Raw genomic sequence first — 15,639 nt, 5'->3', positions numbered from 1 at the left:
CCGCGCCCGAACGACGCGCGTTTCGTTCGAGGCGCGCACACGTGGTGCGAACCTGCGCGACCCGCGGGTATGATGCCGTCCATGGCGGCGAGTGACGCGGTGGAAGCGGCAAAGAACCGAGTGTCGGCGTTGATCGAGCCGATCTCGGGGGGTGTTGGGCAGGACGTCTCGTACGACGAGCTCTTCGAGGCGATCAAGGCCGAGGTCGACAAGGCGCAGTCCCTCGAGGGCGGCAAGATCGACTGGGCGAAGATCGTGACGAACGCCGAGGAGCTGCTCAGCGAGAAGTCGAAGGACTTTCGCCTCGCGGTGTATTACGCGGCGGCGAAGGCGCACACGGACGGGGTCCAGGGCGCGGTCGATGGGCTCGTGGTCATCAACGAGCTGAACACGGCGTTCTGGGACAAGATGTATCCGCCGATCAAGCGCCCGCGCACGCGCGGCAACTTGATGAGCTGGTACGGCGATCAGGTCGCGGCCGCGATCGGGACCTTCAACCCGACCGCGAAGGACGCGGACCTCGTCGGCGCGCTCGAGCAACAGACCCGCCAGCTCGACGGAGAGCTACGGGACAAACTCGGCGACGCGTACCCGGGCATGGGGTCCTTGCGCGAGTCGTCGCGGCGCATGCTCGCGAGTGTCCCGAAGGAAGCTCCGCCGCCGCCGCCGCCGCCTCCTCCTCCTCCGCCGCCGCCTCCTCCTCCTCCGCCGCCGCCGCCGCCTCCTCCGCCCGTCGAGCGTGCTGCGCCGCCTCCGCCAGCGGCCGTCGCGCGCCAAGCGCCGCCGCCTCCGCCTGCGTATTCCGCGCCGGCCGTGGAGACGGCGCCGGTCGAAGTGCCGGATGGAACGGCCATCACGGACGCGGACTCGGCGAACGTGGTGCTCGATCAGGTGAGCACCTTGCTCATGCGCGCGGGTGATGCGCTGCGCGCGGCCGATCCTTCGAGCGCGTTTGCGTATCGGATGAGCCGCACCGGGCTCTGGCTCTTCATGCAGCAGGATCCGCCGGCCGAGGGCGGACAAACCTACCTGCCTTCGCCGCCGGATCACGTGCGCGGCGCGTTCGACGGCATGGCCGAGGCGAGCAACTGGGATGGGATCCTCGCGTCGGTCGACGAGGTCGTATCGGAGCATCGGCTCTGGCTCGATCCGCACCGGCACGTCTCGAATGCGCTCGAGCAGCTCGGGTATACGGACGCGAAGCTCACGCATTTGCGCGAGGTCGCGCTCCTCTTGCAGCGCGCGCCGACGCTCGTGGAGTTCACGTTCAACGACGGCGTCCCGCTCGCCGACGATCTCACGAAGGCCTGGATCGACGCCGAGGTTCGTCCGGTCCTCGGATCGGGCGGTGGTGGGGGCGGTGGTGGCGCGGCGGCGGGCGGCGCGCCGGGAGGCAAGGGGTTCCGCGCGCTCGACAAGGCGATCGGCGAGGCGCGGAACCTCATCGAGAATGGCGATCCGCTCGGGGCCATCCAGGCCGTGGCGAAGGTCGCGGGGCAGGCGGTCACGCCGGTCGACAAGTTCCGCGGCAAGCTCGCGATCGCGCAGGTTTGTCTGCAGCTCGGGCAGCTCGCGATCGCGCGCGCGCAGCTCGACGGGCTCGAGCGCATGGCGAAGCAGCACAAACTCGACGAGTGGGATCCGGAGCTCTGCGCGGAGCTTTATGGGGCGCTCTACACGGCGCTCCGCGGGTTGAACCAGGGATACGAGGTGAGCGAGGAAGCGCGTAAGCGCGAGAACGAGGCGTTCGAGCGTCTCTGCGAGCTGGACGCCGCGGCGGCCTTCCGCATCTCGATCACCTGAGCGCCCGCGTAGTGAAACGAGGGAACTCGTTCGGAAAGATAACGATGGACGAGGTCGGGGTAGTTTGCGGTATTCTCGGGCCGCCAGTCGAGGTGGGCCCCGACCTGACGGCAATCACGTATTCAACGTAGGGCGGCTCGGAAAGGCCGCTCGGAGCATGTAGCTCCCAAGCGTAGGGGAAAGGAGCCTTCCGCGATGAAAGAAGGATCAGTCGCGCCGAAAGAACGCGTGAACATCACGTACAAGCCAGCGACGGGGAACGCGAAGGAAGAGGTCGAGCTCCCGCTGAAGCTCCTCATGCTTGGCGACTACACCATGCGCCCCGACCCGACGCCGCTCGAGGATCGGAAGCCCATCAACGTCGACAAGGACAACTTCCAGAAGGTGATGGCGGAGCAGAAGCTCTCGCTCAACATGGCGGTCAAGGATCGCCTGTCGGAGAACGAGGACAACGAGCTCAACGTCAACCTCAAGTTCCGGCGTTTGTCGGACATGGAGCCTGCGGCGATCGCCAACCAGGTTCCCGAGCTGAAGAAGCTGCTCGAGCTCCGCGCCGCGCTCACCGCGCTGAAGGGGCCGCTCGGAAACGAGAAGGCGTTCCGCAACAAGATTCAGACGATCTTGAACGATCCGGCCCAGCGCAACCGGCTCATCAACGAGCTCGGTCTGAAGCAGGGGGAGGAGTAACCGATGGCTTCCGAGCATCAGGCGCAAGGCGGCGCGGGCGTACAGACGCTCGAAGGTGGCAGCCTTCTCGACGACATCCTCTCGGAGACCAAGATGGCTCCGGGCGACGAGGGCTACGAGGTCGCCAAGCGCGGCGTCCAGGCCTTCATCGCCGAGCTCATCGCGCCGAAGCGCGAGGGCGAGAAGGTCGACAAGGCCCTCGTCGATGCGCTGATCGCGGAGATCGACGCGAAGCTCTCGCGCCAGATCGACGAGATCCTCCACCACCCGACGTTCCAGAAGCTGGAGTCGGCGTGGCGCGGCCTCAAGTTCGTCGTGGACCGCACGGACTTCCGCGAGAACGTCAAGGTCGAGCTTTTGAACTGCTCGAAGGAAGACCTGCTCGCCGATTTCGAGGACGCCCCCGAGGTGCCCAAGAGCGGCCTTTACAAGCTCGTCTACTCGGCGGAGTTCGGCCAGTTCGGCGGCCGTCCCTACGGCGCGATCATCGCGAACTACGAGTTCGGCCCGGGCCCGCAGGACATCAGCCTCCTGCAGAAGTGCGCCTCCGTCGCGACGATGTCGCACGCGCCCTTCATCGCCGCGGCCGGCCCGCAGTTCTTCGGCCTGAAGGACTACCTGAACCTGCCGAACCTGAAGGACCTCAAGGCGCTCTTCGAAGGCCCGCAGTACACGAAGTACAACGCCTTCCGCGAGACCGAGGACTCCCGCTACGTCGGCCTCGTGATGCCGCGTTTCCTCCTCCGCCTCCCCTACGGCGCGAACACCGTGCCCGTGAAGGAGTTCAACTACGAGGAGAACGTCATCGGCCAGCACGATTCGTATTGCTGGGGCAACGCCGTCTTCGCGTTCGCGACGCGCCTGGCGGACAGCTTCGCCAAGTACCGCTGGTGCCCGAACATCATCGGCCCGCAGGCGGGCGGCTCGGTCGAGAACCTGCCGCTCCACCAGTACGAGGCGATGGGCGAGATCCAGACGAAGATCCCCACCGAGATCATGCTCACGGAGCGCCGCGAGTACGAGCTTTCGGAGGAGGGCTTCATCGGCCTCACCTACCGCAAGGACTCGGACAACGCGTGCTTCTTCTCGGCGAACAGCGTGCAGAAGCCGAAGTACTTCGGCCAGAGCGAGGAGGGCCGCGCCGCCGAGCTCAACTATCGCCTCGGCACGCAGCTCCCGTACATGTTCATCATGGCCCGCATCGCGCACTACCTGAAGGTGCTGCAGCGCGAGCAGATCGGTACGTGGAAGGAGCGCGCCGATCTCGAGAAGGAGCTCAACGACTGGATCTCGCAGTTCGTCGCCGATCAGGACGTCGTCTCGGCGAGCATCCGCGGCCGTCGCCCCCTCCGCAAGGCGCGTATCATCGTGACCGAGGTCGAGGGCAACGCCGGTTGGTACAAGGTCGACATGCAGGTGCGCCCGCACTTCAAGTACATGGGCGCATTCTTCACGTTGAGCCTCGTCGGCAAGCTCGACAAGGAATGAGCCGCTTCGGCTGATTCCGACAAACGCGAAAGGCCGGCTCGAAAGAGCCGGCCTTCGTGTTTTTGTGATTCGCGTGGGCGAGGGCGGGGGACCGGCGCGCGCCGGCCCCCGTGATCGATCAGCCGACGAGGAACTCGAGGGAAAACTCTTCCAGGGCGACGCCGAGGAAGCGGCGCGGGCGGATCGTGACGGCGACGGCGGTGCCGTCCGAGGTCGCGTGCGCGTTCACCACGATCTCCAAGCTGCCGGGCTTGGCGTCCTCGAAGAGCGCCCAGAGCGAGCGATCCACGAGCGATTTTGCCTCGGAGGGCGCGACGTTCCCGGGCAAACGGCCGGCGATGACCCGCAGGAACTGGACGATCCGGGCCACGAAGAGCTGATCGACCAAGGAGACCCGCTCGAGCCGCGCTTCGGGCTCCGTCGAGGCGCTGTCGTACGTGCGCTTGGGCGGCGGGACGTAGGACGTCGGGGCGGCGAGCACATAGACCGCGTCGCTGTTCGGGGCCGACGCGAGGAGGAGCACGCCTGCCTTGGAGAGCTCGCGTTGCGAATCTGTCGAGACGAACGCCTGCGTCGGGATCGCCACGACCTCGGCGTCGTCGACGTGCCCTCGCACCTCGTGGATCGTGAGGTTTTCGAGCGTGCCGCCGCTCCTGGCGCCCACGACCCGGCATGGCCAGCGCGTCTCGCGGAAGCTCTGCGTGACGAGCGCGCCCACGCCGTAGGCCGGCGCGATCCAGACCATCGCGCCCTCGTCTGCGGGCTCTTCCTTGATGACGGCCTCGCGCACGCGCGAGGTCGACTTGTCGTAGGCGGCGCGCGCGAGGATGCCGTTCATCGCCATCGTCACCCAGCGCATCGCGGGCTTCTGTGCCGTCGATTGCCAGCGCACCTGATCCGGCGTGGAGAAGAGGGCGATCTTGTTGTCGAGCCGTTCGAGATCGCCGAGCCGATCCAGGCCGAGGAGCGCGTGCGACGCGTTCAGCACGACGGGCACGGTCTGCGATTCGGCGACGCGGGCGATCTCTTCGAGCTGGGCGAGCGTCGCGGAGGTGCCGGTGATCGTGATGTCCACGATCGCGCAGGAGACCGGGGGCTCGCCGCCGGCGTTGTGGCGGACCGCGCGTTCGAGCGCCATCGCCGCGAGCTCGGGCCGCGCGCAGACGACGTCTATTTTGAGGCCCTTCGTCCCCTTCGAGCGATCGGCGAAGAGCTGGAGGCCACGCCAGGCCTCCTCCAGGCGGCGCACCTCGGGGTGCTGGAGGATCGCGCCGAGCTGCGCGCCGAGGGCCTTCTCGACGCGCTGGATGGCCTCTTGCGGGCTGAAGCGGGCCGAGCTCGACTTGCCGGCGTTCGCGACGGCCGAGATGAGCGCGCCGAAGCGGGCGTCGGCGGCGGGGGCCTGCGGCCGCGTGGGCACGACGGGCGCGGGCGTCGACTCGGCGCGGCTCGGACCGGTCTCGACCATGTCGAGGATCGAGGCCACCGACGCGTCGGTCGTGCTCTGCGCGGGCGCGGAGAACGCGGCGGCGCGGGGCGCGCTGCCGGCCTCCGAGACGAGGCGGAGGACGTCACGCACGAAGGGCGAACCGTTCCAGATCCGGTCGAGCTCGACGCGGGCTTGATCACGATCGATGGTGCCGTCGCGGAGCTTCTCCAGCGTCAGCTTGCCGTCGAGGAGCGAGCGGAGGAGCGGGACCTCGGCGAGCAGTCCATCGGGCCGGAAGCTCTTGAGGCTCGTCGGCGCGAGATCGACGCGCGCGCGGTTGCCCTCGGCGAGCACGCTCGGCACCTCGAGGGCGACGCGCGGGCGCAGGCGCGTGAAGAGGTCGTCGAACGCGAGCGGATCGACCCGCACCGCGAGCTCGGGCGCGCTGGCGCCGGCGTTGTGCTCGTCGCGCGGCAAGAGATCCGCGACGACGAGCACGCGGAGCGGCAGGAGCGGCCCCTCGACCTGCTCCATTTGCTCGGGGCTCTCTTCGCCCACGTTGAAGTTCATCCCACCCTTCATGAAGCCCTTCGTTTCGGCGGCCATGGCTGCGAAGTGTAGGGGGGGAGCGCGCGCGGGAGAAGCGGCAATCGCGGGGCCTGAATCACGGCTCTGCGGCTTTCTTTGACGCGGGCCGGGCCCTGCTAAGCTCCGCGCCCATGCGTGGCCCTGCGAACGCCGAGGACCCCTCGACGACGTCTCCGCGGCGTGGATCGATCCGACTCGGCCTGCTCGGGTGTGGCACGGTGGGCGGCGGCGTGCTCGAGCTTTGCGCGGCGAACGCGCGGTGGCTCGAAGGCCGGGTCGGCGCGCCGCTCGAAGTGCGCCGGGTGCTCGTCCGTGATCCCGCGAAAGAGCGCGTCGCGGCCTGTGATCCGCGCTGGATCACGACGCGCCCCGAGGACGTCGTCGACGACCCGGAGATCGACGTCGTCGTCGAGGTGATGGGCGGCGAGGGGGCCGCGCTCGAGCTCGTGGAGCGCGCGATCTCGGCGGGGAAAGGCGTCGTCACGGCGAACAAGCTGCTCCTGGCCAAGCATGGGCCGCGCCTCGTCGACCTCGCGATTGCGCGCGGGACCGATCTCGCGTTCGAGGGCGCCGTCGGCGGCGGCATCCCCATCATCCGCACCCTGCGCGAGGCGTTCGCGAGCGACTGGGTCGAGCGGCTCGCGGGCATCGTCAACGGCACCTGCAACTACGTGCTCGGGCGCATGCGCGAGGGCGGGCTCGGCCTCGACGCGGCGGTGCGCGAGGCCCAGGCGAAGGGGTATGCCGAGGCCGATCCCTCGCTCGACACGGGCGGCCACGACGCCGCGCACAAGCTCTGCGTGCTGGCGATGCTGGCCTTCGGCGCGCGTGTCCCGGCGAGCGCGCTCCACGTCGAGGGGATCGAGGGCATCGAGGAGCGGGATCATCGGTATGCCGAGCGCTTCGGCTACGTGATCAAGCACCTCGCGATCGGCCGTGATTTCGGCGACGCGATCGAGCTCCGTGTCCACCCGACGCTCATCCCGAAGACGAGCGTGCTCGCGAACGTGTCGGGCGTCTTGAACGCGATCCTGCTCGAAGGCCGCGCGCTTGGCCCGTGCATGCTTTATGGCCGCGGCGCTGGGGATCTGCCGACGGCCGTGAGCGTGGTGAGCGACATCCTCGACGTCGGGCGCTCGATCGTGGCCGGCGCGTCGGGGCTGCTCACGCGGGGCATTGCGATGGAGCCGCGCCCGCTGAAGCCTCAGGAGGACATCGAGACGCGGTATTACCTGCGCCTCTCGGCGCCGGAGCGGCCGGGGCTCATGGCGCGGATTGCGGGCGGGCTCGGGGAGCTTGGCGTGAGCTTGGAGCAGATGGTGCAGCCGGAGCGCCCTGCGACGCCGGGGGATCCTGTGGACATCGTGGTCCTCACCCACGTGGCGCGGGAAGGGAACGTGACGGCTGCGCTCGAACGGATGCGCGCGGAGGGCCTCTTCGCCGCGCCGCCGCGCCTGTATCGCATCGAGGTCTCGTGACGACCTCGCACCTGGATCCCGATGCGCCGCTTGGCGTCTTCGACTCCGGCCTCGGTGGGTTGACCGTCGTGCGCGCGCTTCGTGCGCGCTGCCCCGCGGAGGACATCGTTTACCTCGGCGACACGGCGCGTGTGCCTTACGGCACGCGATCGGCGGAGACGGTCGTGCGGTATGCGCTCGGGTGCGCGCGGGTCCTCGTGAATCGCGGCGTGAAGGCGATCGTGGTCGCGTGCAACACCGTGAGCGCCGTCGCGCTCGACATGTTGCGCGTCGAGCTCGATAGGCCCGTGCTTGGCGTGATCGTGCCGGGCGCGCGGGCGGCGGTGGCGGCGGCGGAGGGCGGGGCGGTGGGGGTGCTCGGCACGACCGGCACGATCACCTCGGGCGCGTATCCGCGTGCGGTGGCTTCGCTCTCCACGCGGACCGAGGTGTTTGGCCAGCCTGCGCCGCTGCTCGTCTCGCTGGCGGAGGAGGGGTGGCTCGAAGGGGAGGTGCCGCGGCTCGTCTCGCAGCGTTACCTCGAACCCCTCGTGCGCGCGGGGGCGCGCTGCGTGGTCCTTGGATGCACGCATTTCCCCCTGCTCCAGCAGGTGATCGAGGCGGAGGCGGCCTTGCTTGCGGGCAAGCCGATTCCGATTGTGGACAGCGCGTCGGCGACGGCGGACGACGTCTCGGCGTTCCTCGCCGAGCGCGGACAACACACGTCGCGGACTTCGCGGGGCAAGCTCGAGCTCTTCGTGACGGACCTCCCGAAGAGCTTCTCCACGGTCGCCGAGCGATTCCTGGGCGAGCCGCTCGGCGACGTGCACCAGATCGATCTCTGACCGCCCGTTGCAAAGGCCGCATCGCGGCCTTTGCACCCTCGGTCCAGGCCGTGCCTGGTCCGGGTCCAGGGGTGGACAACCCCTGGTCGGGGTCCGGGGTGAAACCCCGTCGCACCGCTCTAAAACTGGTGGGCCTCCGTCGACTCGTTCAGCGCGAGGGTCGAGGCGAGGCCACCCGAGACGACCTGCGCGACCTGATCGAAATAACCCGTGCCCACCTCGCGCTGGTGGCGCGTGGCCGTGTAGCCGGCCTTCTCGGCGGCGAACTCGGCTTGTTGCAGCTCCGAGTAGGCGCTCATGCCGCGCACCTTGTACTCGCGGGCGAGCTCGTACATCCCGTGGTTCAGCGCGTGGAAGCCGGCCAGCGTGACGAACTGGAACTTGTAGCCCATCGCGCCGAGCTCGCGCTGGAACTTCGCGATCGTCAGATCGTCGAGGTTCTTCTTCCAGTTGAACGACGGCGAGCAGTTGTAGGCGAGCAGCTTGCCCGGGAACTTTTCGTGCACGCCCTCGGCGAACTTGCGCGCTTCGTCGAGGTCCGGCGTGCTCGTCTCGCACCAGATCATGTCCGCGTAGGGCGCGTAGGCGAGCGCGCGCGCGATCGCGGCGTCGAGCCCGCCCTTGAACTGGAAGAACCCCTCGGGCGTGCGTTGCCCCGTCAGGAACGGACGATCCCGCGGATCCACGTCGCTCGTCAGCAGCTTCGCGCTGTCGGCGTCCGTGCGGGCCACGAGGAGCGTCGGCACGCCCATCACGTCCGACGCGAGCCGCGCGGCCACGAGCGTCCGGATGAACTGGCTCGTTGGCACCAGCACCTTGCCGCCCATGTGGCCGCACTTCTTCTCCGAGGCGAGCTGGTCCTCGAAATGCACGCCTGCGGCGCCGGCCTCGATCATCCCCTTCATCAGCTCGAAGGCGTTCAGCGGACCGCCGAAGCCGGCCTCTGCGTCGGCCACGATCGGCGCGAGCCAGTGCCGCTCGCGTTTGCCCTCGGCGTGCTCGATCTGGTCGGCGCGGAGCAGGGCTTGGTTGATCCGGCGCACCACGCTCGGGACGCTGTTCGCCGGGTAGAGACTTTGATCCGGGTACATCTCGCCGGAGAGGTTCGCGTCCGCTGCGACCTGCCAGCCGCTCAGGTAGATCGCCTTCAGCCCGGCGCGCACCTGCTGCATGGCCTGGTTGCCCGTCAGGGCGCCGAGCGCTGCCACGTAGTCCTCGGTGTGCAGGAGCTCCCAGAGCCGCTGCGCGCCGAGCTTCGCGATCGTGTGCTCGATGTGGAACGAGCCGCGTAGCCGCTCGACGTCGGCCTCCGTGTACGGACGGGCGATGCCCTCCCAGCGGTTCGGCACGAGGCCAGTGCTAGGGACGGCGGACGATCGAACGGGCAGCGGGTACGCGACGGACATGGGTCTCTCTCCTTCAGCGGTTCATGCAGCGACGGGCGACGTGTCGGTTTCCCCCGCCAACCTGGAAGACAGGGCGAGGAGACGTTCGTACGCGGGCAGCGTGAGGAACTCCTCGAGATCGTCCGAGGTGCTCAGCGTCGTGAAGAGCTCGCGGGCCTCCTCGAAGCGACCGTGGGCGAAGGCCTCGGCGCCGCGCTCTTTCGCGAGCTCTTCCATCGTCTCGTCGATCGTCCGGATGAGCCGCGCGTGATCGAGCGGCGTGCCCTCGACGGACACGCCGTGGTGGTGCCACTGCCAGACCTGCGCGCGGCAGATCTCGGCCGTCGCGGCGTCCTCCATCAGGTCGTAGAGCGGCACGCATCCCACGCCGCGTAGCCATGCCTCGATGTAGAGGATGCCGACCTTGATGTTGTGCCGCAGCCCTGCCTCCGTGCGCGGACCGTCGGGGACACGCAGCAGATCCTCCGCGAGGACCCGCACGTCTTCGCGCTTCACGTCGAGCTGGTTCGGTCCGTCCATGTGCGCGTCGAAGATCTGCCGCGCGATCGGCACGAGCCCCGGGTGCGCGACCCACGTCCCGTCGTGTCCCGCGTGCACCTCGCGGAGTTTGTCTGCTCGGACCTTGTCCAGGGCGGCACGTCCGCGCGCCTCGTCGCCTTTGATCGGGATCTGCGCGGCCATTCCGCCCATCGCGTGGGCGCCGCGGCGGTGGCACGTCTTGACGACGAGGTCCGTGTAGGCCTTCAGGAACGGACGATCCATCGTGATGAGGCCACGGTCTGGCAGGATGAATGCCGGGTCCGCTCCGAGCTTCTTGATGAAGCTGAAAATGTAGTCCCAGCGGCCGCAGTTCAGCCCGGCCGAGTGCTCGCGCAGCTCGTAGAGGATCTCGTCCATCTCGAACGCAGCGGGCAGCGTCTCGATGAGCACGGTGGCGCGAAGGGTGCCGGGCGGCAGATCCATCTCGGCCTGCGCGCGCAAAAAGACGTCGTTCCAGAGGCGCGCCTCGAGGTGGCTCTCGAGCTTCGGCAGGTAGAAATAGGGGCGCTTGCCGCGCTCCACGAGGGCGCAGGCGTTGTGAAAGAAGTACACGCCGAAATCGAAGAGCGACCCGGGCACGGGCAGACCGTCCACGAGCACGTGTTTCTCCGGCAGATGCAGCCCACGCGGTCGAACGAAGAGGACGGCCGTTCGCTCGCCGAGCGTGTACGACTTGCCCGACGTGGGATCGACGTAGCCGATCGTGCCGCGCACGGCGTCGGCGAGATTTTTTTGCCCTTCGACGAGGTTCGCGAATGTCGGCGACGTCGCGTCTTCGAAGTCGGCCATGAACACGTTCGCGCCGGAGTTCAGGGCATTGATGATCATCTTCCGGTCGACGGGGCCGGTGATCTCGACGCGGCGATCCTGGATGTCGTCGGGGATGGCCGCGACGGACCAAGGGGCGGCGCGGAGCTCGGCCGTCTCTTCGAGGAATTCGGGGCGTTCGCCGGCGCGGAAGCGCGCGCGCCGCTCGGCTCGTCGGGCGAGGAGCGCGTCGATGCGCCCGCGAAAGGTGCGCGTGAGCTCGGCCACGAAGCGAAGCGCCTCGGGCGTGAGCACATCGTCCTGGGAGGGGGATTTCGTACCGAGGATGGCGACCTGCGAGGAGGTTCCGTGCATGGCTCAACGCTCCGCGTCCAACGCTGCGCGTCGTGACATAAGAACTATTTGGTCTTTGCCTTCTGTCGTCAATGAACGAAACAAATTCATGATGTTACGTATGTATGGTTCCAACGTTTGACTTGCGGTCACGCTTGTAAAGATTGTAAACTCCCCTTGGCGGTCACCGAGCAAACCGCAAGAGCTCCGCCGCTTTGCGCTATGGCCGAAAATACGATGCTGGGCGGAAAGGTGAGGGCACTGCGTCGACGCGAAAACATGACGCAAGGCCAACTCGCCGACCGGCTGGGGATCTCCCCGAGCTACCTCAACCTGATCGAGAACAACCGGCGCCCCCTCACAGCGCCCATGCTCATCAAGCTGGCGCAGCTCTTCGAACTCGACCTGTCCACGTTCGGGACAAGCGGAGACGCCTCGATCGTCTCCGACCTGCGCGAAGCCTTCGGCGATCCCCTCTTCGACAACCACAACGTGACGACGAGCGATCTGAAGGAGCTCGCAGGAAGCTCACCCGCCCTCGCAAAAGCCGTGATCTCCCTCTATCGCGCCTATCGCGATACCCGAGAATCCGCCGAAACCCTCTCCGAGCGACTCGAAGGCGGCGAGGGCGTGGCCGGCATGGAGCCCACGCGATTGCCCACGGAAGAGGTCAACGACCTGATCCAGCGGCACATGAACCACTTCCCCACCCTCGAAGACGCCGCCGACGAAGTCCGCGCCCGCAGCCGGCTCGAATCCGACGACGTCTACCGTTCCCTCGTACGCCACCTCGATCAAGAGCACGGCGTCGAAGTCCGCCTGCTGCACGTGGCCGACGAACGCAAAGCCATGCGCCGCTACGATCGCGAAGCAAGGCGCCTCAGCCTGTCCGAGCTCCTGCCGCCGCGCAGCCGGCGCTTCCAGCTCGCACACCAGATCGGTCTACTCGCGGCAAGCGACACCATCGACAAGCTGCTCGAAAGCGAGAGCGGTCTCTCCAACCCCGAATCCCGCGCCCTCGCCCGCGTCGCCCTCGCAAACTACTTCGCCGCCGCGCTGCTCATGCCCTACGTGCCGTTCTACGAGGCCGCGCGCGCCGAGCGATACGACATCGAGCTTTTGGCCCACCGCTTCGGCACGAGCTTCGAGCAAGTCTGCCACCGGTTGACCACCCTGCGCCGCCCAAGCGCAGAAGGCGTGCCCTTCCACTTCCTACGCATCGACATCGCCGGCAACATCTCCAAACGCTTCAGCGGCTCAGGCATCCGCTTCGCCCGCTTCAACGGAGCCTGCCCCCGCTGGGCCGTCCACACAGCCTTCCTGACCCCAGGCATGATCCGGGTGCAGCTCTCCCGCATGACCGACGGGACAAGGTACTTCTGCATCGCAAGGACCGTACGCAACGATCGAGGCGGCTACCACGCCCCCCACTCAATGCTCTCCGTGAGCATCGGTTGCGAAGCAAGGTTCGCCAAAGAACTCGTCTACTCCGACGGCGTCGACGTGGAGAGCCACGAAGCCCTCGTCCCCGTCGGCGTCACCTGCAGGCTCTGCGAGCACCACGACTGCGAGCAACGCGTCTTCCCACCGATGCAGCACCCGCTCCGCATCGACGAGAACCTGCGTGGTGTGAGCTTCTTCGGGCCGACGCCGAAGCGATGAGGTGGGGGGGAGGGGAGCGCCGGGGTTTCACCCCGGGCCCCGACCAGGGGTTGTCCACCCCTGGACCCGGACCAGCCAGGGGCTGGACCCAGGGTCGATGAACTGCGCGATGCGCAGTTCATCGAACGGGCGCGGACAAGGTGGGTGAGGAGTCTGCCAGCGAAGGCCGCGGCGTGGACAAGGCGGGTGACGAGGCCGCCAACGAAGAGCGCAGCGCGGACCGAGGCCCAGGGGGAGACGGCGAGGTCCGCGAGGCGCTCGGCTTCGATAGGTTCTCACCGAGCCGTTGCTTCTGCGCGTTGTCGGCAGGCGACATCGGTCCTCGTGCTCGTCTGTTCTGCGTCGTGACAAGTCACGGCTCCGCCACAGGGCATCGGTCACGAAGTCGGACAAGGTTCGTCCGCGCAGAAGGGCAAGCGTCTCGCCGCCAGACACATGGCGAGGCGTGTTCCCCGTGGAAGGTCGAGCCGCGAGACAAGGGCCGGAGGCGGCCGAGGGGCCTTGTCGAGCCGCCAGGCATCGCGCGTCAGCCCTCGACGGGCCTTGTCACGGAGGACGACCCGAAAGGATCCAAGTCGACGTCAGGGGGCAGGCAACGTCCCTCGGACGGTCACCCAGCGGAAGCATCGGTTGCGCTGCCGAACACGCACCGAAGGCGGCAGAGGGCACATGTCCGGCCGGCGTCCGGATCTCGCCCGCTCGCTCCGCCGCTTGCCCGAGCATGGATCTGCATGCGGGCCGCCGCGCCGGGTCTTGTCCCGGACCACGCGAGGGCTCGTGCGCATCGACCACGAGGTGATCGATGCGCCAACACCGCTCAGATGCCGACGATCGCGGAGAGCGCCGTTTCGAGCTCGCTCATGCGCGTCTTCGCGCGCCCTTCGGCCGCAGAGAGCGCCTCGCCCGGCGTGATGGGCTCACGGATGTCGAAGTAGAACTTGATCTTGGGCTCGGTCCCGCTCGGCCGCGCGATGATGCGGCTCCCCCCCTCGAGATCCAGCGCGATCATGTTGCTCTTCGGGAGCGTGAGCGGCTCGGTCCGCCCATCCGGGAGCGTGCGGACCTGCGCCTGGAAATCCGAGAGCGCAAGCACAGCGAGCGCACCCACGCGCGAGGGCTTCGACGCACGCAGCCGATCCATCGCAGCCTGAATCTGCGTTATGCCCTCGGTGCCAGGCAAAGTCACCGAGCGCTGCCCGCTCGCGTAGAGGCCATACCGGCGCGAGAGGGCTTCGAGCTCGTCGAGCACGCTCTTGCCACCGGCCTGGATCACGCTCGCAAGCTCAGCAAAGAGGAGCGCCGCGCCGATGCCATCCTTGTCACGCACGAGCGTGCCCACCGTGTACCCGAGCGCCTCCTCGTACCCGAAGACGAACGCCGCGCCCTCCGCACGTTCGAGATCCATCGCGCGATTCGCGATCCACTTGAAGCCGGTCAACGTCTCCTCGTACCGGACCCCATGCGCGCGCGCGATCGCGCCGAGCATGGGCGACGAGACGATCGACGCGATCACGAGCTTCTTCGGAGCATCCTCGACAGGGGCATCGTCCGACAAACAAGCCGGCGTGCGCGTGAGCAGGTAATGGCCGAGCAACGTGCCGACCTGGTTGCCCGTGAGCTGCGTGTACCCGCCCTCGGGGCGGCGCACGGCGACGGCGAGGCGATCGACGTCGGGATCGTTCGCCAGGATGAGCGTCGCACCCTCACGCGCCGCGAGCGCGAAGGAGAGATCCATCGCGCCCTTCTCCTCGGGGTTCGGGAACGCGACCGTCGGGAACGCGCCGTCCGGCTCCGCCTGCTCGGGCACGGTCGTGACCCGGGAATACCCCGCCGCCGCGAGCGCCGCCCGCACGAGCCGGTTCCCCACGCCATGCAGCGGCGTGTACACGATCGAGAGCGAACGATCCCCGTCGCCCCGCACCGAGAGCGCAGCGATCGCGGCGAGATACCGATCGTCGAGGTCGTTCGGGAACGAACGAACGAGCCCCTTCGCGCGGGCCTCGTCGAGGTCCATCCGCGGCACGTCCTTCGCCGCCGGGGAGGCATCGATCGCGGCCGCGATGCCCTTGTCGTGCGGCGGGATGATCTGCGCGCCGTTGCCCCAGTAGACCTTGTAGCCGTTGTACTCGGGCGGGTTATGGCTGGCCGTGATCATGACGCCCGCCACGGCCCCGAGTTCAGTCGCCGCATACGCCGTGACGGGCGTGGGGCAGGGGATCGGCGAGAGGATCGCCGGGACGCCGGCCGCAGCGAGGGTGCACGCGGTGTCCTCGGCGAACTCGCGGCTCATCCGCCGGCCGTCGTACCCGATCACGACCCCCCGCGCGCGCGCCGCAGCCTCGTCCGCCGCGAGGAGATACCGCGCGAGCCCGGCCGACGTCCGGAGCACGACCGCGCGGTTCATGCGCGTCTCGCCCGCGCCGATGACGCCTCGAAGCCCCGCCGTGCCGAACTCGAGCGGGCCCGCAAAGCGCTCGCCGAGCTCCCGCAGCGCGCTCGCCTTCTGCGCCGGATCTTCGGCGGAAGAGGCGAGCTCCGTCAGGCGGGCGAGCTCGGCGCGGGTGTCAGGATCGGGGTCGGCTTCGAGCCAGCGTTGGGCGCGCAGGAGGAGGTCGGTCATCGTGCCGACAGTT

Annotated in this window: 10 protein-coding genes; 6 read left to right on the top strand and 4 right to left on the bottom strand. The window is 68.3% G+C overall.

The genetic code is table 11. The annotated features are described in order from the left end of the window. Positions 1–81: 81 nt before the first annotated feature. The 3 genes from tssA to tssC all read left to right on the top strand — a co-directional run bounded on the left by tssA (position 82) and on the right by tssC (position 3,978). Positions 82–1,803, top strand: a complete 1,722-nt coding sequence (tssA, locus tag E8A74_RS05860; protein WP_136927925.1) for a type VI secretion system protein TssA — start codon at positions 82–84, stop codon at positions 1,801–1,803. A 195-nt stretch (positions 1,804–1,998) separates the two neighbouring features. Further along, complete coding sequence (gene tssB, locus E8A74_RS05855) at positions 1,999–2,490, top strand: type VI secretion system contractile sheath small subunit (protein ID WP_136927924.1); 492 nt, start codon at positions 1,999–2,001, stop codon at positions 2,488–2,490. A 3-nt stretch (positions 2,491–2,493) separates the two neighbouring features. Next, a complete protein-coding gene (gene tssC, locus E8A74_RS05850) occupies positions 2,494–3,978 on the top strand; it encodes a type VI secretion system contractile sheath large subunit (RefSeq protein WP_136927923.1) in 1,485 nt (494 codons plus the stop codon). Between the two features lie 118 nt (positions 3,979–4,096). On the opposite strand, the gene E8A74_RS05845 is transcribed toward tssC, so the two are convergent. After that, the gene (locus tag E8A74_RS05845; protein WP_232379395.1) at positions 4,097–6,013 is read right to left on the bottom strand and encodes a type VI secretion system contractile sheath domain-containing protein; all 1,917 of its coding nucleotides are present in this window, start codon (positions 6,011–6,013) and stop codon (positions 4,097–4,099) included. A gap of 113 nt (positions 6,014–6,126) precedes the next feature. Between E8A74_RS05845 and E8A74_RS05840 the strand changes: the two genes are divergently transcribed. Both E8A74_RS05840 and murI read left to right on the top strand, forming a co-directional pair. Continuing rightward, a complete protein-coding gene (locus tag E8A74_RS05840; protein WP_136927922.1) occupies positions 6,127–7,473 on the top strand; it encodes a homoserine dehydrogenase in 1,347 nt (448 codons plus the stop codon). After that, on the top strand, positions 7,470–8,297 hold the full coding sequence (gene murI, locus E8A74_RS05835) for a glutamate racemase (RefSeq protein WP_232379394.1): 828 nt from the start codon (positions 7,470–7,472) through the stop codon (positions 8,295–8,297). The genes E8A74_RS05840 and murI overlap by 4 nt, the downstream gene beginning before the upstream one ends. A 119-nt stretch (positions 8,298–8,416) precedes the next feature. On the opposite strand, the gene aceA is transcribed toward murI, so the two are convergent. Both aceA and aceB read right to left on the bottom strand, forming a co-directional pair. Then, positions 8,417–9,703 (bottom strand): isocitrate lyase, encoded by a 1,287-nt coding sequence (gene aceA / locus E8A74_RS05830; RefSeq protein ID WP_136927921.1) that lies wholly within the window; start codon positions 9,701–9,703, stop codon positions 8,417–8,419. Positions 9,704–9,724: 21 nt separating this feature from the next. After that, a complete protein-coding gene (gene aceB / locus E8A74_RS05825) occupies positions 9,725–11,365 on the bottom strand; it encodes a malate synthase A (RefSeq protein ID WP_136927920.1) in 1,641 nt (546 codons plus the stop codon). A gap of 201 nt (positions 11,366–11,566) precedes the next feature. Between aceB and E8A74_RS05820 the strand changes: the two genes are divergently transcribed. Continuing rightward, the gene (locus E8A74_RS05820) at positions 11,567–13,006 is read left to right on the top strand and encodes a helix-turn-helix domain-containing protein (protein ID WP_136927919.1); all 1,440 of its coding nucleotides are present in this window, start codon (positions 11,567–11,569) and stop codon (positions 13,004–13,006) included. Between the two features lie 817 nt (positions 13,007–13,823). Here E8A74_RS05820 and E8A74_RS05815 read toward each other — a convergent pair. Continuing rightward, the gene (locus tag E8A74_RS05815; protein WP_136927918.1) at positions 13,824–15,626 is read right to left on the bottom strand and encodes a phospho-sugar mutase; all 1,803 of its coding nucleotides are present in this window, start codon (positions 15,624–15,626) and stop codon (positions 13,824–13,826) included. Positions 15,627–15,639: the final 13 nt, after the last annotated feature.

This window comes from Polyangium fumosum (genome assembly GCF_005144585.1).
GTDB lineage: Bacteria > Myxococcota_A > Polyangia > Polyangiales > Polyangiaceae > Polyangium > Polyangium fumosum.
Note: the sequence above shows the minus strand (reverse complement) of the source record. Positions and strands in the feature narration are given on the sequence as shown.